Consider the following 22,107-nt stretch of genomic DNA (forward strand, 5'->3'; position numbering starts at 1 on the left):
AGCCTTCTGTAAATGATTTTGGTTCTCTATAGCGAATGACATTTTGAAGTATAACGCATTTCTCAACAAAATAAAAATCGAGCAAATGGATTTATTTCGTTTTAGCGAACAAATTCCTTTAAAATTCTCCATTATCCTCCACGAAACGCCCTTTAATCGTTCTTTATAGAGAAAACATCATTCGTTATAATGAATGGCGGAACAGGTGGGACCCATCTGCATACCTCTAAATAAAGGAGAGTCGGTTATGGTACCAACCAAAACGGATGTCAAGCTTAAAGGAGGGGAAAGCAGATCTACTCCCGGCATGTATCTCGCTCTGATGCGCCCGAGGCAGTGGACGAAGAACCTGCTTGTGTTCGCCGCATTGATATTTTCCATACGTATCGCGGATATGACCATGCTGAGCCATGCTGTCGCAGGCTTCGTTCTGTTCTGCCTCGTATCGAGCTGCGTCTACGTTCTGAACGACTACGTGGACCGGGAAAGAGACCGGATGCACCCCGAAAAAAAGCACCGCCCGATCGCTTCAGGAGCGATCCAGCCGAATAGCGCCCTTGCGTTCGGTGTAGGACTTTTGGCCGTGTGTCTGCTGCTGGCCTTTCGGTTTCAACCTGTTTTTGGCTTTGTGCTGACGGCCTACTTCGTATTGAATGTGCTGTACTCGTTCCGATTGAAGCACGTCGTCATTATGGACTTGCTCGTCATCGCTGCAGGCTTTGTGCTGAGAGCTATCGGAGGAGGCCTTGTTATCGGCGTCCCGTTGACACCATGGTTTCTCATTTGTACGCTGCTGCTGGCCTTGTTCCTGGCCATCGGCAAGCGCAGACACGAGCTGTACCTGCTGCAATCGGATAAGGGCGCACACCGTCAAGTGCTTGAGCACTATTCCATGGAATTGCTGAATCAAATGAATGCGATTGTTACCACGGCCACGATCATGAGCTACTCGCTGTTCACCTTCACCTCCGGACATACTCCTCATCTGATGTGGACCATCGTTCTTGTGCTCTACGGCATATTCCGCTACTTGTATTTGATTCATATCGAAGGCAAAGGAGGCAGGCCGGAGAAGCTGCTGCTTGAGGACAAGCACATTTTGCTGACGGTAGTGCTGTACGCATTTTCCGTTGCGTTTATTTTGCTGTATTTGGATAAATAAGAAGTAAAAACGACTTTGATTTGCGGGAGTGGTAGGCATAATGAAGTACATTTGGCTGATTGCCTCGATACTCCTTGGGGCGTCCGGACAGGTGCTGATGAAATGGGGCATTGAAACGGGAAAACAGACCGGAAACGCTGTGATAGCAGGCTTGAACATGACTGCCTTGTTGCAAATCGGCTCCGGACTGGCGAGCTATGCACTCAGCTCCGTATTCTGGCTGCTTGCCTTGAAGCGGTTTCCGCTCAGCACGGCGTATCCGATGGTCAGCATGAGCTACATACTCGTTATGGCCTTAGGCTATTTTCTGTTCAATGAAACGATTTCCATGCAAAAATGGTTCGGCGTGGCATTCATCTCCGTTGGAGTCCTGTTTATCGCCCGCGCCTAAGAAAAGGGGGGAACTTGATGATGGAAGGCGCACAGTGGCTGTACCCGGTGATCCCCTTTGCGGCGTGGCTGTGTTCGGGCACGCTCAAATATTTGATCAATCGGGTGCGCTTCGGCGCTCAAGCCAAAGAGCATATCGGCAATGGAGGATTTCCGAGCACGCATACCTCGGTCATCTCGTCCATTACGATGCTGATCGGATTTGAGCAAGGCTTTGCAACGCCGCTATTCGGCCTGGCTGCCGCCATGACCTATATCGTCATGATCGATGCGGTAGGCATTCGCCGCGCCGTGGGAGATAGCGCCCGGTGGATCAACACCTTGTCCCGGGAGCACGGTGAAGAACGGCGCAGCCAGCTTAGAGAGAAGCAGGGACACACGCGTCCCGAGGTGCTCGGCGGCCTCATCGTAGGCACGCTGCTGGCTTGGGCGGCTTCAAGCATGCTGTAACCAATAAAAGAAATAAAGATTTGGGGAGAGGCGTATGAGAAACCGACTTGCTGCATTCAGCCTGGTAACCGGCTTAACCTTATTGATGTTTGTCACCGGAGCGATGATGATTCCTTCGCTGTTGTTTTTAGTGAACATTTCGGTCACGATGCTGCATGTATGGCTCGCTGCCGGTCTAGCTGCGGGCGTTGCCTGGATAGCGGCCAAAATGGTCCAGGCCGAGCGGCCGGGGCGTTTGTTCGCAGAAGCGATCATCGCTTCTTGCATATTGTTTGTCGCTTGCTTCTTCATCAGCGGCTATTTCTATGACCTATCCTATGACGGACAGGCTTATCATCAGGAATCCATCATTCATTTGGATAACGGTTGGAATCCGGTTTACGACGAGCCGCTGAACGTGCCGACAGGGCACTCGCTATGGATGAACCATTATGCCCGGGCGTCGGAGCTGGCGGCAGCCGTCCTGTTCAAGGCAACCGGCTTGCTGGAGCACAGCAAAGCGATCAACGGGCTGACGATTTTTGCGTCCTTTTTCCTTAGCCTGTCCGCATTGCTGACATTAAGGCCGTCCAGCAATAGCAAGGCGGTATTGGTCGCACTGCTGCTTGCTTTCAATCCAGTCAGCGTATATCAGGCTTTAAGCTATTATGTGGACGGGCTTCTGTCCTCGATGCTGTTATGTATGGTCGCGCTGGGCTGCCTCATCTTCGCCCGTCCCGGCTGGCTGCTGCTTACAGCCTATACGTCGGCCATGATCTTCGCGATCAACATCAAATTTACAGCGCTCGCTTACGCAGGACTTCTGACGATCGGACTGCTGATCGCGCTCTATATGAGCGAGCAGTTCGGGCGGCTGAAGCAGCTGTTCAAAATAGCCGCCGTCGGCGGTCTGGTCGGTGTGCTGCTTATCGGGTACAACCCGTACGTTACGAACACGCTGACGAAAGGGCATCCGTTCTATCCGCTGGCGGGAGAAGAGGCGATCGATGTCGTCAAAAACTTCACTCCGCGGAATCTGGAGAGAATGAACCGTCTGGAGCAGCTGGGCGCCTCCTATTTTGCCGTCACGACAGGCAACAGCACGGAGAAGCTTCCGACCAAGATCAAGCTGCCGTTCACCGTATCGGAGAAGGAACTGGTAGCGTTGGGTGATCCGGACGTAGCGGTATCCGGCTTCGGTCCGCTGTTCAGCGGAGTACTGCTGCTCTCGCTCGCCGTGCTGGTGCTGGCCTTCCGGTACCGCAAAGGCGCTACGATGGCCGCGATAGGCGTGATTGTTCTCCTAGCCGGGTCGGTAATCGTCAATCCGGCCGCTTGGTGGGCCCGGTACGTGCCGCAGCTGTGGATCGTGCCGATAATTTGTCTCTGGCTCGGCTTCAGCATGCAAGGGCGACGCCTGCTGACCGGCGCAAGCTGGACGCTGGCGGCGGTCATTGCCGTTAACGCCCTGCTGGTCACCGGGACATATACGTACCATCAGTGGGAATGGAACCAATCGCTGCGGGAAGAGCTCGCCGCCGTTCAAACCGCCGCCGCCAAAGGGCCGGTGCGCACGGAATTTACTTACAGCTGGGCGAACCGCGAACGGTTCGAGGAGCTGGGTATTGCATTTAAAGAGGAGATAGACCTTGCTTGCGACGATAAGATGACTTTGACCAAGTCCGGCACATCGGTTTGTATGCCGCCGCAGTAAGGATGGTAATAGAGGAGGAGACCATACCCGCATGAAAAAGAAAAATACCGTGCGACTTGCATTAGGAATCGCTGCACTTATCGTAATTTGCGCCGTGGGCTGGGTGTACGGAGCTCCTTATATTCAAATGAGCTCGACGGCATCTCTGAATACGATGCAGCCGATTCAAGAAGAGCAGGGAATCAAACGAATGGCTTCCGTCAAGGACGGACATTTGGCGGTTTACGACGGCACGGAATGGAAGCCGGAATTTTGGAACGGCATCAACATGGGGGCGACCACGCCGGGGCACGCTCCCGGGGAGCTTTCCCCGAGCAAGGAAGATTATTTGCGCTGGTTCGGGCAAATGAAGGATATGAATGTGAACGTGCTGCGGATTTATACGATTTTGCCGCCGTATTTTTACGAAGCGCTGGCGGAATTCAATTCCGGACGTAAGGATCCGCTCTATATGCTGCACGGCATTTGGTCGCCGGAAGAGGCGCTGATGGGGGAGAACGGACAGCCCCGGGACGCGCTGCAGGAAGATACTATCGAGCAGTTTCGCCAAGAAATCAAGGACGCCGTACAGGTCGTTCACGGCAAAATCAATCTGAAAAGCAATCCGGGTCACGCTTCGGGCAAATTCACCGCAGACGTGTCGCCGTATTTGCTCGGCTGGATCGTCGGTACGGAATGGGACCCTTACGTGGTGAAAAAGACCGACGATGCGCATCCCGGAATGAAGCCATTTGCGGGGACGTATTTTCAAGCTTCGGCGGACGCGTCTCCGTTCGAAAGCTGGCTTGCGCAAATGCTCGATACGGTGGCGCAGGAGGAAATGAAGTTCGGCTGGCAGCGCCCGGTGTCGTTCACCAACTGGGTGACGACCGACCCGCTGACGCATCCGAACGAGCCGGCCGACAACGAGGATTTGGTCTCTGTCGATCCGATGCATGTGTCTCCGACAGAGCAATGGACGGCCGGATATTTCGCATCGTATCACGTCTACCCGTACTATCCCGATCTTCTGCGCTATGAGGAGAAGTATCAGACGTACAAGGACAGCACGGGGGAAATCAATCCGTACGCCGGCTACCTGCACGATTTGCGGGCGCACCATCAGGGCATTCCGCTGATTGTTGCCGAATACGGGGTGCCGAGCTCGCGCGGGATGGCGCATTTCGGCCCGGTGGGACGCAATCAGGGGATGCATACGGAGAAGGAGCAGGGAGAGATCAATGCCGATTTGTACCGAAGCATCTACGACGAGAAGCTCGATGGCGCGGTCATGTTCTCCTGGCAGGACGAATGGTTCAAAATTACGTGGAATACGATGGATCTGGATGCGCCTATCCAGCGCAGGCCGTTCTGGCGGAATATGTTAACGAACGAGGAGCATTTCGGAGTCATTGCCGTAGAGCCGGGACGCTCTAAGGAAGATCTCATCATGCTGGACGGGAAAACCGCCGATTGGGAGCGCAAAAAAAACGCCGTCGTCAAAGACTATCCGCAATTCAGTCTGACGACCGTACACGACGAGGCCTACGTCTACATGATGCTGAAGAAAAAGGAAGGCTCCTGGCAGACCGACCAGCAGCCCCTTGATATCGGCTTCGATACGCTGGACGGCGGCAGCACGACGTCGGACAAGGCGCCGGGAGTCGCGTTCGGCAAAGGGCAGGAATTTATGCTGCGTATCAAGGGGGCGAACGATTCGGCGATCTACGTCAACAGCGCCTATGACCAGCACACTTGGCTATACGGGTCCGTACAAAAGCTGCTCCCGTGGAAGCAGGAGTTCGCGCGCGACGGCAGCGGCATCTTCCTTCCGTGGAAGCTGCCTACGAGCAAGGAGCTGTACTTGCCACAGAGCAAGAAGAAGGTGCCGTTCGAGGATGTTGAGATCGGGATCATGAAGCCGGGGATTACCGACCCGGACAGCCCGGAATTCAACAATCTGGCCGATTGGTATGCTTCTGGCGACGTGATGGAGATTCGCATTCCGTGGATGCTGCTCGGCTTTACCGATCCGAGCACAGCCAAAGTATGGCGCTATCCGTATGAGGCGGGCGGCTTGAAATTTGTGGAAACCAAAGGTATCCGCATCGAGCCGCATTTACAGCCGGCATCCGGAGCTCAGGAGGCGGCGGTGGAGCCGGTTCAGTATAAGTGGAATAAATGGGAGAAGCCGGAATACCACGAGCGCTTCAAGCAGAGCTACGATATTTTGAAGCAGGCCTTCGGGGAGAAGCGTCCTCCCAAGTCTTAAGTTGTAAGTCGTAAGCTGCAGTGCTTGGCTGGAAAAAGAAAATGACAAAGCGGGGGGGAGGGCTAATCCTTCAGCCGCTTCCACCCGCTGTAATCGTGAATGGCAATGCCCGAATAGGAGGGATGAGCGCTCAGCTTCTGGTCGATGACGGCCATCTGGCGGCCCATTTCTCCTTTTCCTTTGCTATGGAAGGTGACGAAGGCGGCCTCGTTGACCGGATTCGTCTCCACGCCGACGAAAACTTTGATCCCGAGCTTGTCGCCAAGCGCCATTTCCGCAGCCGTAATTTCGATGAGGGCTTCGGCGGAATCGCGATAGGACATCAGCGTGACCTCGTCGAGCTGCTTCATCATGCCCTCGATGGCCGTTTGGCCGGTTTCGGGCACGGTGACGGTATCGAGCCAAAAGGGCAAAGCGGCGCTGACCGTCAAGGAAGCATCCTGCTTCCTCGCTTCGCTGGCGAAGGCGGCAGTCGCATCCAGCCATTGGGCCGTCACAGCATCCTGCTTCGTGCTCCATTCGGGAAGCTGGTACGGCTCGATGTCGATCTGGATGCCGCCGAACCGCTCGTCCGGCTGCACCGACCGGTTATATTCGGTAACCCAGCTTACCATATCGGTAAGCTGCTTCCGGTGGGAGGGCAGCGCCCATTTCGGCGCGCCATCCAGTGCATGAACCTGAATGCCCGACTCGGAGGCAGTGCCGATGAAGTCGCTGTAGGCGCTGCGGGACACGTCGCCGTTAACCTGAACATAGATGCGCCCGAGCGCATGCTCCTGGGCGAATTGGAGAATCGATGCGCGCCCTTCCGGCGTGCCGATCATTTCGGTATCCCATAGCCAGGTGGCTTTCATTTTCTCTGACGGTAGCGGGGCGTTAGGTAAGAAGTTCCACGGTGTCAAGAAAGCAAACAGTAAAGTCAATGCAACAATGGGTTGTATCATGCCTAAACCGCACCTTTATCTTAGAAGTTGTTATGTCTTTCTTCCTATATTATATGCTTCGTATGATACCGGCTCCTATAGTACTTAGGTCATAAATACGTCAAGGAATGTACACATAAAGAAGCTGCCCTCCTGCAGGCAGCTTCTTTGCATACGATGGGACACGGTTTCAAACACAACACAAGCAGCTTGAACAAGCCGCTGCGGCTTGCCGTTACTTGTAACGCCATACTCTGCGCGAACGGACCGGATTGGAGCGGAACGTTTTGACCTGCTTCGGAAAACGGATGCTCCTCAATATTCGCGGGTCGTCGTCATTCACCATGCGATTTAAAAGCCGGATGGGAATGCCGTATTTTTTATAGTCAACCTGCTTCGTCTGCGGATCCAGGAAAGCGTCCGGAAGCGCTTCGGGAGTGAGAGAAGCGAACACCCTGCCTTCATATTCGCCCAAAAACGTAAGCGGGGATTCGCTATAGCCCTCGTCCATCCATTGATGGAACGTGATGGGAAGCACCAGAATGGTCAAGACGTCGTCGTACAGCTTTCCCTTGTACTTGAACTTGAAATGCAGCACATATTCCGCGGTTGGATCTCCCTTGTCTCTACGGATCACGACATAGTTTTTCCACCAGCGCGGAAATACAAGCTGAAACCCGTACTTTTTGTCGTGATAAACGATCGGACTGTGGTTATTCACTTGAACATGGTCTCCTTCCTGCTTTAGGGGTGTCTCCTTACACCTTATTCACAGGATCAAGGCTTATACCAAATGTTTTTGAATTGAACCCAATCGAGCGAGTCCAGCGAAATGCCTTTGACCGAAGAGTGGTAAATCGTTTTTAACCGTTTGAAATACAGCCATTGCAGCACATGCTCGCTTCGCAGCCGGCGCTCGATGCTCTGCAAGAGGCCTGCCCGTCCTTCTCGGTGCGGTTCCCGCAAGGCGGCGCCGATGAACTGCTCGACGGCGGATTTGCACGCAGGCTCGAGATGGTGCTGCATGCTTTTGTACAGATCGATGAGCCGCAGCTCCGTATCGTTGTCGAGCATGATCGAGAACAGCAGCATGTCCGCCTGAAGCCGTCGCTCGCCCTTGAATTCCTCCACGGGCAGCAGCGACAGCTCGACGGCGAGGCCGGCCTCTCTCAGCAGCGTTTGCACGAGCATCGCGTCCCGCTCGTAATGCGGAATCGTGCACAGCAGCATTCGTTCGCCGGCGTAGCCCGACTGCTTGACGGCCTCGCGCACGCGGGCAAGATCGGTGGCCGGCGGGTCGATCGCCGCCGGGCGGATGAAGCTGTCCGACGCATAGATGGCGTCTCCGTCGAGCAGCTCCAGCAGCTTGCGCTGGTCGAGCGCCTCGTACACGGCCTTGCGGATCGCAGGATCCTTCAGTGGCCCCTGCTTCAGCAGGTTGAACGTGACGAAACGGCACGTCGTCCCTTGCTGCTGCACCTGCTGCCAGGGGCTTTCCGCTTCGTCCGGCATCCGGTAATTGTGGATGATCTGGAAGCTCTCCAGCGTCCGGTACCGGTCCTGCTGCTGCAATTCGGGAACGTGCCACAGCTCGACACGGTCGAGGTGGGCGCGCCCCTGGAAATAAGCGGGGAACGCGTCGAGCACGCACATGGAGTCGTCAAGATAAGTCAGCTTGAACGGCCCGGTTCCGATAGGGGAGCGGGCGAAAGCCGCTTTGCCTTCCTCCTCGGTTTCGTAGCCGTAATAGGCGTTGTTCGGGATGATGGACGCCCGGTTCGTGCTCATAAACTGCAGGAACAGCTCGTTCGGCTCCGTCAAATAGACCGTTACCGTCAGAGGGTCGATAATATCGATCCGCTCAATTTGCCGGTACACCCACCGGTACAGGGATCGTGCGGCGGAATGCTTCAACCGCTCCAGCGTATACCGGATATCCTCCGAGCTGAGCTCTTTTCCGTGATGGAAGAGGACGCCCTTACGCAAATAAAAGGTCCACGAAGAACGGTCCGGACTGGATTCCCATGCGTGGGCCACGTGCGGCTCGATCGTCTGAGTCAGCCGGTTGTAGCGGACCAGACTGTCGAACAGCTGGTTCACCAGGTGCCCTTCGGTGGAAAAGTTCGTAAAGGCAGGGTCGAGCGATTGGACCGGCTGCGTCAGCGGGAAGCGGAGCGTATCGAACCGCTTGCTGTCCCGGACTTCGCTGCTGTAGCCGAAATGGCCGTTCAGCCAGCTGTGAAAATGGTCCTTCAGCGAGTCGGGAATCGACGACACATTCATTTGCTCCAGCGCTCCGCGCAAATCTTTTCGTTCCACCAGCTCCTTGGCGAGCAGCAGGATCACATCCTCCGACGGCGTGAGGAACAGCAGGGTGGAGCGGTTGCCCCGTCCGCGCTTGGGCAGCCATTGCAGCCAGCCCTGATCGTTCATTTTCTTCAAGATCATCGCCGCATTGCGGTGCGTGCAGTCCAGAATAGCGGCTATGTCGTCCAGCAAAATGTCCTGCTCCTGATGCTCGCCCACATGCGGCAGCTTGTCCCGCAGGCGTATATAATGACTGGCCAGTTTCATAGAATCACCTCAGCTTATACATTCATCATATCCGATATTTGGGATTGAAAATAGGAAATTTCCATTTGTAAACTTGCGCTTTTTATTCCTATTTTATCGCCTACAATAAAAAAAGAAAACGAAAGCCTTTAGATGGCGGGTTCAAAATACTGGGATTTCCGGCAGTTCTAGGGCTGCGGGAGCATCCTTAAGTTCTAAAGGAGGATAATTTCATGAACAGACTGCTCTTATCGGCGGAGTGTCGTCCGCTGCAGATGCAATGGGCCGAGCAATTCATTAAAGAATCGGAGCTTACAATAGTGAACGAATGCATTACCGAGGCGGCGCAGACCGTTCTCTTTTATGCCGGATTGCTGCTGGAGCTGGAGGGACAGAACGATTCTGAGAGGGCTTATGCGGAGCAAACCTCATGGCTTGCCGCAGAAGAGGAAGTGGTGGAGCAAGTGCTTCCGTACGTCCCGAAAATGTATCATGGGCTGCTGAAGCTGTGCCTCATGGTCTCATCGCTGAATGCCGAGCTGGAGCTGGAGCCGGGCGAGCTGGCGGCGATTCGGGGGAATGCGTATTCCTTTATCGCCTATGTAAGGGGACGGACACATCAATTGGCGGATTGGTTTCATTAAAAGAACGCCTCAAGGAGGTTGTTTAAGGCATTATGCAAACGAACCGTTCTTATAAACAGGAAGTGACGGTGCTGGGAGCGGCGCTGCTGTGCGCCGTCATCCACCATGCGCTTTTTTACGGCAAAACCGCGGGAATCTCGTATCCGCTGTTTACGTTTAGCTTCTACCTGCTGTTTTATTGGGCGGTGAAGGACCGCTGTAAGCCGCAATGGGACAGCGGGCTGCTGCTGCTCATTCCGGTAGGATTGCTTGCGCTAACGTTTACCTTATACACCAACGTATTGTTTATGGTACTTAATGCAATGGCCGTTCCCTTGCTTGTTATCGTACATACGACGTGGACGATGCGCAGGGACAGCCTGCGCTGGTTCGAGCCGCGCATCGTTCAGGCCGTCCTGGATCAAATCTTTCTTCATAGTCTTCGCCTGCTGCCTATGCCGGTCGTCATCCTGGCCCGAGTCGTATCGGGCAAAATGAACTCGAGCCGCTCCCGCCAGCTGGCGAAGGTGCTCGCAGGAGTGCTGCTTTCCTTGCCGCTGCTGCTGCTTGTAGGAGCTTTGCTCGCTTCCGCCGATGCGATGTTCGATCGCACGATGTCCCGGCTGCCGCAGCTGCTCGGCGAGCTGGAGCTCGGAACGCTGCTGTTCCGAGTGCTGTGGATAGCGGCCGTAGGCACGGCGCTGTTCGTTTATCTATGGGGCTTGCTGTACCCTAAGCCCCCGTATGTCACCGCGTCTCCCGCGGGGGCAACGATGCCGGGCGCGGGCAGCACGGCAGAACGGGCGGAAGCGGGCTGGGAACCCGGCTGGGAACCCGGCTCGCCGGTTCCGGCCGTGAGTCCTGCCGTGAAACCTGTCCGCCCGCTGCGGATCGATGCGACCATTGCCGCGACGCTGCTTTTCATGCTGAACGCAGTGTACGCTCTGTTTGCGGTCGTGCAGTTCTCTTACTTTTTCGCAGGGGGATCGGCACTGCTACCGGATGGAGTGACTTACGCCGAATATGCACGGCGAGGGTTCGCGGAGCTGGTGACCGTTACCGTCATTAACTTCTCTCTGCTGATGATCACTTTGTATGGCGCAGACCGGACGAACCGCTTCATGGACCGGCTGTTGAGAGGGTTGCTTGCGCTGCTCGTCGTCTTCACGGGAGTGATGCTTTGTTCCGCTTTTATGCGGCTCTCGTTGTACGAGCTGGCTTACGGCTACACGATAACCCGGGTGCTGGTCCGCGCGTTTATGATCTTTTTGGCGGTGCTGTTCGCGATTGCGCTGTATAAGCTGTGGAACGACAGGCTCCAGCTGCTTCAGCCGTATGCCGTCGTTGCTATTGGGGCATATGTGCTGATCAATTACATCCAGGTGGATGCGGTAGTGGCTTCGGGCAACCTGAAACGGTACGAGGCCACCGGCCGTATCGATGCCGCTTATTTGGGCGAGTTGAGCTATGAAGCCGCGCCATATTTAATCGAGCTGCATACGAAGTACCCGCAAGCGGAGGGGGCGAAGGAAGCGCTTCTTCGAATGAAAGAACGTGCCGACGAAGTACGGGAGCTTTCCTGGACGGAGTTCAATGTATCGAAGAAGAAGGCGGCATCGCTGCTTCAGGCAGCCGGTTCTTAATGTGCGTTTACGCATGGAGGATAATGATGTAATGAGGTAACGGGAACCGGTTTGACTTTGCCCATGGTCCATATTATCATTTTATATAATGATAATGATGGAGGCGGCACCATGAATTCATCCGACGATAAAGCCAAAAGGAAATCGAAGGCGGAGCTCCTTCTTCATCCGGTTCGACTGAAAATTATTCAATCCTTAATCGGGCGGCAATTGACGATCCAGCAGTTAAACGAGCGGATGCCCGAGACCCCTCAGGCTACGCTGTACAGGCAGGTCAAATTGCTGCAGGATTCGGGATTGCTGAGAGTGGTCGAGCATCATCAGGTACGGGGAACGGTTGAACGGGTGTTCGCCCTGGCCGAGTTTGGTGCTGATCTGACGCCGGACGATATGCGTCATGCGAGCCGGGAGCAGCATATGCAGCTGTTTATGCAGTTCATCGCGCTCCTGCTCGGCGATTACGGCGCCTATCTGGAGCGGGATACGATAGATATGGAGAAGGATATGGTCAGCTACAGGCAGGCGGGATTTTTTGCTTCCGACGATGAGGTAAGGGAGCTGCTCCGCAAGCTCAGCTCGGCGATAGCCGAGGTGATGGCGAATGAGCCGGCACCGCACCGGAGGAAAAGGACGCTGACGTCCATTTTGCTGCCGGATTCGTAATAAAAGCGCTGTCGGCGGGATATTATCCTGCGGCAGCGCTTTTATATTGCCGGATGGCTAATGGAATATCCGACAGCGAGGACAAGGTAAGGAAGGCGCCTTGCGGCTCGGCGTCGATCTCGACGTTATTGTACGACCATTCCTGCTGAGCAGGCATGAAGATAGCGTGAATGCCCGTTCTCAAAGCGGGCAGCACATCGGTGCGGAGTGAATTGCCGATCATCCAGGTGTTGCTTCGGTCGAGCTTATGGTTGCTGATGATGGACTCCAGAAACTCCGTTGTTTTGTGCCGCGTGATGTGAATGCGGTCATCGAAGAAGCGCTCCAGACCGGCCTCCGTTACTTTGCGCATTTGCACGAACGGCTCGCCGCCGGTATACAGGTGCAGCTCATGCCCTTCGGCGGCCAGCTCGCTGAGCGTCTCGTACATAAACGGATAAGGCTCGATGCTGTGCCCGTACACGGAACGGCCGAGCTCGAGCAGCCGCACCGCCTCATCTTCGTTTTTCTCCCTGCCCGTCAGGTCGGAATAATATTCATAGGTTTCGATGAACGATTCCGGGAAATGGTCCGGGGCGAATCCGGACAGCTCTACCCGCTGCAGGTCGATTTCGGCCTGCTTTTTCTTAACTTCATCGATGGGGATACGGTATGTGTGAAACCACATTTCCATTAAATCGGCAAACTGGTCGATCACCAGGTCGAAAAACTTGTTACAGTACAAGAGCGTATCGTCCATATCGAATAGAATCGTCTGTTTCTGCATAGGCGGTCTCCGTTTACTGGTTGTTTACCTTAGAATTCCCCCGAAGCGGCATAAACACGCAGGGGGCTGGTGTGACCCATTATACCACGGCAATAGGGAAAAGCCTATCGGTAGGCACCTCGTCCATCTGGCTCGTGCCTTGGAACACCGCTCCTTTTTCGATAATGAGCGAAGCCGCCTGAATCGTCCCGACCAGCTTCCCGGTAGACGTAATGCGTACTACGCCTTCCGCCTTGACCGTCCCTTCCATGCGGCCCGCAATGGTTACGTCCTTGGCGGTAACCTCGGAGCGGACGATGCCTTTTTCGCCGATGACGACGACACCGGTAGTGCGAACATCGCCGGCCACCTCACCTTCGACGCGAATGTCCGCCTCGGCCGTGCACTTGCCCTCCCACAGCGTTCCTTCGCCGATTAACGTATCCGCTCCCGCAGTCCGTCGCTGCGCCTTCTTGTTTAACATGGACATGTTCTTTTACGCCACCTTTTCGTTCGGTTTCATGACTCCGGCAAGTAAGGCTTCGGGTTCGTGCTTTTGCCGTCATGCAAAATTTCGTAGTGCAAGTGAGGCCCCGTACTGCGGCCGGTAGAGCCCAGCTTGCCGATCTGCTGGCCTCGCTCTACAGGGTCTCCGATATGCACGAGAGCTTCGTTCAGATGCATATACCAGGTCCGCAGCCCGTTGCCGTGCTCCAGCACGACATGGTGGCCATGGAACTTGTCGTAGCCGACGGTTACGGCGGTTCCTTTCGCGGAAGCGATGACCGGATCGTTCATTTTGCCGGCGATGTCGATGCCGCGGTGAAAGCTCAGCTTGTTGGTAAACGGGTCTTTACGGTATCCGAACGGCGAAGTGACCGTACGTGACCGGGTCGGCCAAAGACCGGGCTTACGCTCCGCCCGTTCTTGTTTTTCCAGCATCGTTTGGCGGGATTGCATCCATTTGCCCTTCAGCTCCCCGATCTCTTGCTGTAGGGTGGAGAAGCTGGCGCGGGTTTCTTTGGCGAGAGCCTTGACCTGCTGGGAGGTCACCGGATGCGCCGGTCCTCCCATACCGCCTTGTACCGCAAGCGCTCCGGCTGCCGGAGAGGCGGCAAGGTCAAGCGCGGAGCCCCCTCCAGTGCCTGCAGCGGAGGATAGCTCCTTGAGCTCCTGCTCAAGCTGCTTCATTTCCTCCATTTTGCTGCGCACCTCGGAAGCTTGGCGCGACAGCTGGTATATTTCATTTTGCAGCTGCTCTATCGTCTTGTTCTTGCTTGTTAAATCTTGCTCCAGCCGGCTCGTCTGATCCTCAAGACGGGATTGGGTCGACCGGGAGGAGACGAAATTGTGAAAATGGGCGGCGTGCATGAACACCGCGGCTCCCAGTACAAATAGGAGGGATAACGTAACGGCACATAGCGCCGCTCTGGACATTTTGACACGCATGACTCTTTCATTCGCCTCGGGAATGATGACGAGAGTCAGCTTGTTTTGAAACCATTTGAACCTCATGATAACTCCTTTCGGTATGTTGCGGACACCCTGGGCATACATGTAAAAAAACGTAAAGGGGAAATCCGCGTTGTTAAAACCCAGCAAAATGAATCTCATGGGCCGGCTGGCGCTCCATCTCAAAAACGACGTTGCGCTTCAGGGTGAAGATTTCACCATCTACATGGGCAGCTTTGTCGCCGCATTCATCCGGAGCGGCATGGATTTTGTCGAAGTGGCCGCCTCCAGAGACGGAGAGGAGGAAGTGCTGACCATCCTCATTCCGATGAACAAGCTGATAGGAATAGAGGCGATCTGATTGCCGGGCTCCGGATCATTACACCTGCTGCTGCCGTGCCTGCACCAGCTCCATGTACGAGCTGATCGTGGCCAGTATCATGCAGGTGCCGTATATAATGCTGCAGATGACTCCGATCATCGCATAATACTCGCTTCCCAACAGGCCTACAACTAGGGATACGATGCAGACGAGAAGCAGCGCATTGCTTACCTTGGACCACCCGTGGTACGAATGCTGCATGATGGAGCGGCTCGAGGAGCGTCTGGATGTACGGCCCTGGCTGCCTGATTTGCCGGGCGGACTGTTGCCTCCATTCGCATCTCCGGACTTGCCGGGGGATTCGTCCGGTACTTTCTTCGGATGCCTGAGCGAGAGTCCCACCAACAGTACAAGCAGAAGCGGCTGGTAGCTTAGTATTATCACGGTGGAGCTGAAATTGCCGAAGCTGAACAACTCCGACGTATTTTTGAATGCCAATAGAGACGTAATTAATACGAAGAAGCCTGTAGGAGTATTAATGGTGCTGTAATCCCTCTGCTTCACCAAACTCGCGATTCCGGTTAAAAGCGCCATGTAAATTAAAATATCCTTGCAAAATAAAATCGGAGCCCAGATGCTCAAGATGAGCAGATCCATCCGGTCCAGGAAGTCGGTGATATGGATTTGCTGCACCAGATTATAGTTTGGGTAAATAAGATTGCCCGTTATAACGGGGCCGAACACCAGTACTTCAAGCAGCAGAAACACGGCAAGAAAAAACGAAGACAGAATGACTCCGTGGCGGATGGCGGACCGCACCTGACGGATTTGGCCGATCGTGTGCAGGAACGCCCCGAGAATTATAACGTCCCCATACCATCCGAGAGACAAGAAATTTCCGTTCCATACCGAAATCAGGTCGCCGGCAAGGATAGGTTCTATCAACGACTTGTCCAATTCATTGGTCAGCATCAGAGGAAGCAGAATAATGGTCATGGCGAAATACGGGAACATAATATCGTTGACTCTCGCTATTACCTCAATGCTGGAACGTCCGAAATACATGATAAGCAGCACAAGAAGGAACAGAACTATCTCTTCAGGCGTGTTCGGCAGCAGGATCGTTCCCATGAATTTGCCGAAGGATCGGACATCCCGGATCAGCAGCAGCCAGAAATGGAATATCAGAATCAGGTTGCACACCGTGCCGAAGCCCTGCCCCATAATCATCTTATTGATCTCAAATAAGTTTTTGCCCGGAAACCGCTGTGCAATCAGGCAAAAAACGAACGCCACCAAGATCCCGTACAAGGTAGGCACGATGTAGGTGAACCATGCGTCCATACGAGCAACCCGGACAAGATCGTGCTGGATGCTGACAAGCCCCCCTCCCGTCAACAAGGAGGCCGTTAACCAGGAGAACTGCCTGTAGTTGATGATTTGCTTGGAATCCATACCTTCACCTGCTTCATTATCATTGTCGGTTCAGTGCTGCATCTTGGAGAAGACCCACGGCGATACCTTATGGATGAAAAAGCTGGTCGGCATGGGTATTTGGTACCCTAGCAGAAAGCAGAAGTACACGCCGAAGGCAAGTGCAAATATCAAATAATACAATCGCTTCAGAGGCGGTTTTTGACTGCGAAGCTTTCTAATATCGAATAGCAAAGTGACTACCATGGCTATGAGGTAGAACGTTAAAAAAATGACGTTCATTTGAACGAACTCCCCTTCGTCACATTTTCATAGATCAAGCCCGTTTCAATCAGCGTGCTCTTTACATAAATGTCGTATTCGGCCTGCTTCATGGCCTGCGGCCAGTTTTTGGCGTAGGTTGCCTTCCATTGATCGGGAAAGCTTCTCCATATATAGGTGCCGAACTGCATGGAATCGACGTTATTTTTCTTGCATTTCTCGATAACGCGGGTCATCGCTTTTTTCATATAATCGTTGAGCAGCAATTCGATTTTGTCTACATTTTTGATCTGGCTCAAATCGAGATGCTTCTCGTCCTCGAGCAAAACCGCCTTGGCTTGAACGTTAATGGTAAAGCGAAGCTTATCATCGCGGATCGCCGGCTTTATTCTTGTATGGACCTCATGCATACGCAGCCCGATCCTGTTTTTTTTCTCCTTGTCATACTCCAAATCGACCGTTGTTTTTATCGACTCGTTACGCAGCCAGGAGAAGCCTTGCGCCTCCTCGTTCTCAAGCGTGCCGATCATTTTATCTCCCCGAAACTGGGCATAGCCTTTGACTTCGATTTCCTTTGATTGTTTTTCGCTTTTGACCGAATTTTTAACATCCATGAGAACCATAACCGGATCGCTTCCCGGAGCGTTAAGGGCTACTCCGACGTCCTTCATATTGATATCCATCAGGCTGCCCGATTTGGCCAGCTCGCGAATAACCTCCGATGGAAAGCGCTCGAATTTGGGCGCAGCCTGCAGCAGCTCGTAAGCTTTTCCTTTCGTTGTAACGAGATAGGTGGACATCCGGTTTTCTGAATTCCGGGGAGAAGAGTCGAACAAATCGCCGATGCCGGCCTTGGCGACATCTTCGCCGACGATAAGCGTTCTCCGGTGACCGAAGAACATGCGCCGGGACATCCGCTGCTGCAGCTTCGCCTGCGCAGCCCGGAAGGTCGAGCCGGCCTCCGAGTCCAAATAGTAGCTCTTTCCGCCTCCCCCCCCAGTACCACCGCCGCCTCCGGTTGCCCCGCCCATTTGCCCCGGTAGAGGAACCATGACGGTAATGCGTACTTTGCCGTCCTCGTCCAGATCAACCGCTGAAGATACGACGAAAGCGACGTCGTTGATTTCCGTACGGTCCCAGCATCCGGAAAGCAGGAGCAGTGAACAAGAAAGAAAGGCGCACAAGGCGCTTCGTCTTCTCATTCGACATTCCCCCGATCCTCATTGTCATGTTGGATGGACATCCCTCTTTGTCCGCCTTGTTCTTTAATTTCCTTGGACAGCTCGTCGCCCTGGCGCGTCGAATCCTTCAAGGTCATAAAGGAAGGCCGTTCTTTAAGCGACCACCATGGAGCCCGGAACATGGCATCCTTCATATCGTTGGATGAGATCGGTCCGAAAGGCGACAAGTAAGGCACGCCGAAGGAGCGAAGGTTAGCCAGATGACCGAGCAATAGCATAATGCAGATCAATATGCCGTACAGGCCGAAGATCGCCGCTGCAATCATGATCGGGAAGCGCAGGATACGGATGGCGATAGCGGCGTTAAAGCGCGGGATCGTAAACGATGCGATACCGGTCAGCGAAACGACGATAACCATCGGCGCCGACACGATGCCGGCTTGAACCGCAGCTTGCCCGATAACCAGGGCTCCCAGAATACTGACCGCAGCCCCGATGGTCTTGGGGAGCCGGATTCCTGCTTCCCGCAGCGCTTCGAAGGTCGTCTCCATGATGAAGGCTTCGACTACCGCCGGAAAAGGAATCGCTTCACGCGATGCCGCTACCGACAGCAATAGCGACGTGGGAAGCAAATCCTGATGGAATGTAGTAAACGCCACGTACAAGCCTGGCGTGAGCAGAGACAATACAAGCAGCACATAGCGAAGCCAGCGGATCAGCGTCATCATCTGAAACCGCTCGTAATAGTCCTCCGTTGCATGAAGCGCTTCGGCGAATACGAACGGCACCAGCAGCACGAAAGGAGTTCCGTCGACGATAATGCCTACGCGTCCTTGAAGCAGGGCGGCGGCTACCATGTCGGGTCTTTCCGTATATTGGATTTGCGGGAACGGAGAGAAGGCAGAATCCTGGATAAGCTCTTCCAAATAGCCGGTTTCCAAAATCGCATCGATATCGATTTTTTCCAATCGGCACAGCACTTCATCGACAAGAGCCGGGTCGGCGATATCCTCCATATAGGTGATGACAATGCTCGTGTTGCTTTCCCGCCCGATAGTCATAGGCTTCATTTTAAGCCGCGGCGTCTTCAGCTTGCGGCGGACCATCGAGGTGTTCGTGCGCAAATTTTCGACAAAGCCCTCGCGGGGGCCGCGAATGACGGCTTCGGTCTCCGGCTCCTGAATGGAGCGCTTCTCCATTCCCCGTATCCCCATCAATATGCATTGAGTGTTGCCTTCGACAATCAAGCCGACGTCGCCGCCAAGTACGGATTTGAGCATATCGGCATAGTTGTCCGCCTGCTGTGTTTGCGTGACCGGCAAGGACGTCTCCAGAATCCGCTCGATCAGATACTCCTTGCCTTCGATGACCATCAGCGTTTTCATCGCTTCGTTGGCCGACTGCGTATTCACCAGTCCGTCCACAAAGAAGAAGATCGCTTTGGCGCTCCGCTCTATATAAAATTCGCGAATGACGAAGTCCGAGCAATCCGCGAACATCTCGTTCAAAAAATCTTTGTTCTCGTCCAAAGAAGCGGAAATCTTAACGGACTTCAAGTCATCGATGAATTGATAATCGAATTCCTGAAGCGACTGCTTTTGCGTTTTTTCGCTTTTTTGTTTCCGATTTCTCCACCGCAGCATGACGGCCTCCCCGGATGTACTAGCACCTCGGCAGCATGCGCCGGAGTGTGTCCCGTATATTTTTCTCAAAAAAGGAATTTTTATTACAAATGATGCAAATCGGCATTTCGGTCGGCGCGGCGAAAGGTTCGTTGTAGATCATGGATGGTACGGTATAGCTAATGAAGGAATAGATTACAATAAGACGGCCAAAGTTGTATTCATTGACTCAAATCGGAGGGGGAACGGATTGTGATATGGCTTTTAGCCGCTTTGCTGCTCTTTATATTTCAAATCATAACGATCCTGTTTCATGAATTTCGCCATCCTGCCAAAACGGTCGCTTGGCTCGTTATTTTGTTTATTTTTCCAATAATTGGGTTTATTATGTATTACTTTTTGGCGAAGGAATATACGCACCGTAAAAAAGTGCGCCGCAAAGGGCTCCGATACATTCCGGATCCGATGCATGAAGGGAGAAGGTACTCGGCATCGCAGCCGAATGACGAACTGCAGCAGCCGGACGGAGTAACGAAGGATTCGCGCCTCTATGCGCTGCTGAACAATATCCCGAGCTCGTCGGTGACACAGCAAAATGAAGTGAGGGTGTTGACCAACGCGGACATGGCCTACGATGCCATAATGGAGGGGATGGAGAAAGCGGCAAGCTACATCCACTTCGAATTTTACACGATACGTCATGACAAGACCGGTCGCCGGTTTCAGGAGCTGCTGATCCGCAAGGCTCGGCAGGGTGTGAAGGTTCGGTGCATTTTCGACGGCATCGGCAGCTATCAGCTGGATAACAGCTTCTTGATCGAGCTGCGGGAAGCGGGAGTGGAGGCGTACATATTTTTACCGCCGTTAATCGCCTTTTTCGACAAAAGGATGAATTACCGGAATCACCGGAAAATCGTCGTCGTGGACGGGATGATAGGATACCTTGGCGGCATTAATGTCGGAAACGAATATTTGGGGGGCAATCCGAAGCTGGGCTTTTGGAGAGATACGCATTTGGAGCTTGTCGGGGATGCCGTATATTCTCTGCAATATACGTTTCTTTCGGATTGGTATTTTGTCAGCGGACAGAGGCTGACCGATTCCAGCCTGTTTCCCGAGCACGATAATTCGGGCGGGAAAAGAGTGCAAATCATCAGCAGCGGCCCGGACGCTCACTGGGATGCCATCCTCGAAATGTACTTCGGGGCGATTACGGCGGCCAAGAAGCGTATTTTTATTACTACGCCGTACTTTGTGCCTGATCCGAGCATCAGCATGGGGCTGAAGACGGCAGCGGTCAGCGGCGTGGACGTCCGGGTGATCTTTCCGTCTCGTTCCGACTCCAAAATTGTCAATTACGCTTCGAAATCTTACTTCGAGGAGCTGATGCAGGCGGGGGTCCGGTTTTATTCGTATGAAAAAGGATTCATGCATGCGAAGGTCATTCTCATTGACGATATGCTGGCGTCCGTCGGAACCGCGAATATGGATATGCGCAGCTTCTTCAGCAATTTTGAGCTGAACGCCGTGCTGTTCGACAAAGAGACGATCCAGCGGCTGGAAGCCGATTTCTTGCAGGATTTAAAGGACAGCAAAGAAATCAAGCTGGAGCAGTTCGAGAAGCGTCCGCGCATGGAAAAGGCGAAGGAAGTGATGGCACGCCTGCTGTCGCCGCTGTTCTAGACTTCGGGCCGCCTTCAGGACTTGGCCGATTCGATAAAAGCCAGCACCTGATCCAGCTTTTGCGGCGGCACCTGCTTGATCAGGTCGCCCTGCTCGGCAAGCCGGCTTTCCATCGTCAGCAGCGTAAATTCGCGGGGATCGCACCGGCGGGCAACCTCCTCCCAGTGCAGGGGCGCGGATACCGTGGCGTCCTTGCGCGCTCGCGGCGTGTAAGGCGCGGACAGCGTTTTGCCGTACCAATGCTGCAGGTAGTCGATATAAATTAGCGTGCCGCGGTCTTTTTTCAACCGCTCGATCGTGAACAGCTTGGGATGCTTCTGCACGCAATAATTGGCTACGAAGAAGCCGATTTTGCGCAGCTGCTCGAACGTATAGCCCCGTTCTATCGGAACGTAGATCTGCACGCCCGTAGCTCCCGAGGTCTTGGGGACGGAGCGGATTTGCATTCTATCCAGCGCTTCGCCGATAATTTCTGCGGCTTCCATAATGCGCGGCTCAGGATCGAGCGTTGGATCGATATCGATCAGCCATTCCTCGGGGAGCTGCTCGCCGATCCGGTGAAAGGACGGGTGAAACTCCAGGCAGGCCAAATTGCCGAGCCACAGCAAGGTCGGAACGGAATCGAGATGCACGTATTGAATGCCTTCGAGCACCGCCGTTTTGACAAAATGCGGGGTCGGCTCCGGGGCGTTTTTTTGATAAAACGATTTATCCGCGTAGCCGTTCGGAAACCGGATCGTCGTCAAATACCGGTCGCGGCAATATTCCAGCAAATAAGGCGCCAGCTTCAGCAGCTTCTCCAAATAGACGATTTTGGTGATGCCGAGCTCCGGCCACAGCAGCTTCTGGGGATTCGAAATCGTGATTTCTTCCCCTTCAATGATCACGGTGCCTTTGTTGTTATTGGATGCGGCGGCCATATAGGTGCACTCCTTTGTTTGGACGGTTGATAAGCGAATACTTAAACCATAAGGGAATGGTGTGGACTGTCGCAGGCCGGTCGGCTGCAGTACTGCTGATTTCGGTCCTACCCTCATTATGGTCGCGCTCCTGTGA

General features: G+C 54.0%; 21 protein-coding genes. 10 read left to right on the forward strand and 11 right to left on the reverse strand.

The window, feature by feature from the left end:
- Positions 1–247 precede the first annotated feature (247 nt).
- Genes DVH26_RS03635 through DVH26_RS03655 form a run of 5 tightly spaced genes read left to right on the forward strand, consistent with a single transcriptional unit; the run spans position 248 to position 5,946 of the window.
- Positions 248–1,162, forward strand: a complete 915-nt coding sequence (locus DVH26_RS03635) for a decaprenyl-phosphate phosphoribosyltransferase (RefSeq protein ID WP_481857571.1) — start codon at positions 248–250, stop codon at positions 1,160–1,162.
- Positions 1,163–1,202: 40 nt separating this feature from the next.
- Positions 1,203–1,553, forward strand: coding sequence for an EamA family transporter (locus DVH26_RS03640; RefSeq protein WP_239631186.1), 351 nt, complete (start codon positions 1,203–1,205; stop codon positions 1,551–1,553).
- Positions 1,554–1,570: 17 nt separating this feature from the next.
- A complete protein-coding gene (locus DVH26_RS03645; RefSeq protein ID WP_239631187.1) occupies positions 1,571–2,002 on the forward strand; it encodes a divergent PAP2 family protein in 432 nt (143 codons plus the stop codon).
- A gap of 34 nt (positions 2,003–2,036) precedes the next feature.
- Positions 2,037–3,695: a hypothetical protein gene (locus tag DVH26_RS03650; RefSeq protein ID WP_239631188.1), complete on the forward strand. Its 1,659-nt coding sequence runs from the start codon at positions 2,037–2,039 to the stop codon at positions 3,693–3,695.
- A 31-nt stretch (positions 3,696–3,726) separates the two neighbouring features.
- A complete protein-coding gene (locus DVH26_RS03655) occupies positions 3,727–5,946 on the forward strand; it encodes a hypothetical protein (RefSeq protein WP_239631189.1) in 2,220 nt (739 codons plus the stop codon).
- A 62-nt stretch (positions 5,947–6,008) separates the two neighbouring features.
- Here DVH26_RS03655 and DVH26_RS03660 read toward each other — a convergent pair whose 3' ends face one another.
- The 3 genes from DVH26_RS03660 to DVH26_RS03670 all read right to left on the reverse strand — a co-directional run bounded on the left by DVH26_RS03660 (position 6,009) and on the right by DVH26_RS03670 (position 9,443).
- A complete protein-coding gene (locus DVH26_RS03660) occupies positions 6,009–6,890 on the reverse strand; it encodes a hypothetical protein (protein ID WP_239631190.1) in 882 nt (293 codons plus the stop codon).
- Between the two features lie 214 nt (positions 6,891–7,104).
- A complete protein-coding gene (locus tag DVH26_RS03665; RefSeq protein ID WP_239631191.1) occupies positions 7,105–7,590 on the reverse strand; it encodes a hypothetical protein in 486 nt (161 codons plus the stop codon).
- A gap of 56 nt (positions 7,591–7,646) precedes the next feature.
- Positions 7,647–9,443, reverse strand: a complete 1,797-nt coding sequence (locus DVH26_RS03670; RefSeq protein WP_239631192.1) for an ABC transporter substrate-binding protein — start codon at positions 9,441–9,443, stop codon at positions 7,647–7,649.
- Positions 9,444–9,655: 212 nt separating this feature from the next.
- Here DVH26_RS03670 and DVH26_RS03675 point away from each other — a divergent pair, with 212 nt between their 5' ends.
- The 3 genes from DVH26_RS03675 to DVH26_RS03685 all read left to right on the forward strand — a co-directional run bounded on the left by DVH26_RS03675 (position 9,656) and on the right by DVH26_RS03685 (position 12,351).
- The gene (locus DVH26_RS03675) at positions 9,656–10,066 is read left to right on the forward strand and encodes a hypothetical protein (protein ID WP_239631193.1); all 411 of its coding nucleotides are present in this window, start codon (positions 9,656–9,658) and stop codon (positions 10,064–10,066) included.
- Positions 10,067–10,098: 32 nt separating this feature from the next.
- Entirely contained in the window at positions 10,099–11,688 is a 1,590-nt protein-coding gene (locus tag DVH26_RS03680; RefSeq protein WP_239631194.1) for a DUF4153 domain-containing protein, read from the forward strand.
- 111 nt (positions 11,689–11,799) lie between these two features.
- Entirely contained in the window at positions 11,800–12,351 is a 552-nt protein-coding gene (locus DVH26_RS03685; RefSeq protein WP_239631195.1) for a helix-turn-helix domain-containing protein, read from the forward strand.
- Between the two features lie 22 nt (positions 12,352–12,373).
- On the opposite strand, the gene DVH26_RS03690 is transcribed toward DVH26_RS03685, so the two are convergent.
- The 3 genes from DVH26_RS03690 to DVH26_RS03700 all read right to left on the reverse strand — a co-directional run bounded on the left by DVH26_RS03690 (position 12,374) and on the right by DVH26_RS03700 (position 14,611).
- The gene (locus DVH26_RS03690) at positions 12,374–13,117 is read right to left on the reverse strand and encodes an HAD family hydrolase (RefSeq protein WP_239631197.1); all 744 of its coding nucleotides are present in this window, start codon (positions 13,115–13,117) and stop codon (positions 12,374–12,376) included.
- Positions 13,118–13,196: 79 nt separating this feature from the next.
- Positions 13,197–13,586: a bactofilin family protein gene (locus tag DVH26_RS03695; protein WP_239631199.1), complete on the reverse strand. Its 390-nt coding sequence runs from the start codon at positions 13,584–13,586 to the stop codon at positions 13,197–13,199.
- 29 nt (positions 13,587–13,615) lie between these two features.
- The gene (locus DVH26_RS03700; protein ID WP_239631221.1) at positions 13,616–14,611 is read right to left on the reverse strand and encodes a M23 family metallopeptidase; all 996 of its coding nucleotides are present in this window, start codon (positions 14,609–14,611) and stop codon (positions 13,616–13,618) included.
- Positions 14,612–14,681: 70 nt separating this feature from the next.
- Between DVH26_RS03700 and DVH26_RS03705 the strand changes: the two genes are divergently transcribed.
- The gene (locus tag DVH26_RS03705) at positions 14,682–14,909 is read left to right on the forward strand and encodes a hypothetical protein (RefSeq protein ID WP_239631223.1); all 228 of its coding nucleotides are present in this window, start codon (positions 14,682–14,684) and stop codon (positions 14,907–14,909) included.
- 18 nt (positions 14,910–14,927) lie between these two features.
- Here DVH26_RS03705 and DVH26_RS03710 read toward each other — a convergent pair whose 3' ends face one another.
- Genes DVH26_RS03710 through DVH26_RS03725 form a run of 4 tightly spaced genes read right to left on the reverse strand, consistent with a single transcriptional unit; the run spans position 14,928 to position 19,389 of the window.
- On the reverse strand, positions 14,928–16,325 hold the full coding sequence (locus tag DVH26_RS03710) for a GerAB/ArcD/ProY family transporter (protein ID WP_239631225.1): 1,398 nt from the start codon (positions 16,323–16,325) through the stop codon (positions 14,928–14,930).
- A 30-nt stretch (positions 16,326–16,355) separates the two neighbouring features.
- Positions 16,356–16,586, reverse strand: a complete 231-nt coding sequence (locus DVH26_RS03715) for a hypothetical protein (RefSeq protein ID WP_239631227.1) — start codon at positions 16,584–16,586, stop codon at positions 16,356–16,358.
- The gene (locus tag DVH26_RS03720; RefSeq protein WP_239631230.1) at positions 16,583–17,767 is read right to left on the reverse strand and encodes a Ger(x)C family spore germination protein; all 1,185 of its coding nucleotides are present in this window, start codon (positions 17,765–17,767) and stop codon (positions 16,583–16,585) included. The genes DVH26_RS03715 and DVH26_RS03720 overlap by 4 nt, the downstream gene beginning before the upstream one ends.
- Positions 17,764–19,389, reverse strand: a complete 1,626-nt coding sequence (locus tag DVH26_RS03725; RefSeq protein WP_239631232.1) for a spore germination protein — start codon at positions 19,387–19,389, stop codon at positions 17,764–17,766. The genes DVH26_RS03720 and DVH26_RS03725 overlap by 4 nt, the downstream gene beginning before the upstream one ends.
- 231 nt (positions 19,390–19,620) lie before the next feature.
- On the opposite strand from DVH26_RS03725, the gene cls reads away from it, so the two are divergent.
- On the forward strand, positions 19,621–21,051 hold the full coding sequence (gene cls, locus DVH26_RS03730) for a cardiolipin synthase (RefSeq protein WP_239631234.1): 1,431 nt from the start codon (positions 19,621–19,623) through the stop codon (positions 21,049–21,051).
- Between the two features lie 14 nt (positions 21,052–21,065).
- Here the strand turns inward: cls and ligD are convergent, their stop codons facing one another.
- Complete coding sequence (gene ligD / locus DVH26_RS03735) at positions 21,066–21,971, reverse strand: non-homologous end-joining DNA ligase (protein ID WP_239635271.1); 906 nt, start codon at positions 21,969–21,971, stop codon at positions 21,066–21,068.
- Positions 21,972–22,107 lie beyond the last annotated feature (136 nt).

The organism is Paenibacillus sp. H1-7 (genome assembly GCF_022354825.1).
In the GTDB taxonomy this organism is placed as follows: domain Bacteria; phylum Bacillota; class Bacilli; order Paenibacillales; family NBRC-103111; genus Paenibacillus_S.

Coding starts and splice junctions, on each gene's coding strand:
- DVH26_RS03635 (WP_481857571.1), top strand. CDS start 248: ATGGTACCAACCAAAACGGATGTCAAGCTTAAAGGAGGGGAAAGCAGA.
- DVH26_RS03640 (WP_239631186.1), top strand. CDS start 1,203: ATGAAGTACATTTGGCTGATTGCCTCGATACTCCTTGGGGCGTCCGGA.
- DVH26_RS03645 (WP_239631187.1), top strand. CDS start 1,571: ATGATGGAAGGCGCACAGTGGCTGTACCCGGTGATCCCCTTTGCGGCG.
- DVH26_RS03650 (WP_239631188.1), top strand. CDS start 2,037: ATGAGAAACCGACTTGCTGCATTCAGCCTGGTAACCGGCTTAACCTTA.
- DVH26_RS03655 (WP_239631189.1), top strand. CDS start 3,727: ATGAAAAAGAAAAATACCGTGCGACTTGCATTAGGAATCGCTGCACTT.
- DVH26_RS03660 (WP_239631190.1), bottom strand. CDS start 6,890: ATGATACAACCCATTGTTGCATTGACTTTACTGTTTGCTTTCTTGACA.
- DVH26_RS03670 (WP_239631192.1), bottom strand. CDS start 9,443: ATGAAACTGGCCAGTCATTATATACGCCTGCGGGACAAGCTGCCGCAT.
- DVH26_RS03675 (WP_239631193.1), top strand. CDS start 9,656: ATGAACAGACTGCTCTTATCGGCGGAGTGTCGTCCGCTGCAGATGCAA.
- DVH26_RS03680 (WP_239631194.1), top strand. CDS start 10,099: ATGCAAACGAACCGTTCTTATAAACAGGAAGTGACGGTGCTGGGAGCG.
- DVH26_RS03685 (WP_239631195.1), top strand. CDS start 11,800: ATGAATTCATCCGACGATAAAGCCAAAAGGAAATCGAAGGCGGAGCTC.
- DVH26_RS03690 (WP_239631197.1), bottom strand. CDS start 13,117: ATGCAGAAACAGACGATTCTATTCGATATGGACGATACGCTCTTGTAC.
- DVH26_RS03695 (WP_239631199.1), bottom strand. CDS start 13,586: ATGTCCATGTTAAACAAGAAGGCGCAGCGACGGACTGCGGGAGCGGAT.
- DVH26_RS03700 (WP_239631221.1), bottom strand. CDS start 14,611: ATGAGGTTCAAATGGTTTCAAAACAAGCTGACTCTCGTCATCATTCCC.
- DVH26_RS03710 (WP_239631225.1), bottom strand. CDS start 16,325: ATGGATTCCAAGCAAATCATCAACTACAGGCAGTTCTCCTGGTTAACG.
- DVH26_RS03715 (WP_239631227.1), bottom strand. CDS start 16,586: ATGAACGTCATTTTTTTAACGTTCTACCTCATAGCCATGGTAGTCACT.
- DVH26_RS03720 (WP_239631230.1), bottom strand. CDS start 17,767: ATGAGAAGACGAAGCGCCTTGTGCGCCTTTCTTTCTTGTTCACTGCTC.
- DVH26_RS03725 (WP_239631232.1), bottom strand. CDS start 19,389: ATGCTGCGGTGGAGAAATCGGAAACAAAAAAGCGAAAAAACGCAAAAG.
- ligD (WP_239635271.1), bottom strand. CDS start 21,971: ATGGCCGCCGCATCCAATAACAACAAAGGCACCGTGATCATTGAAGGG.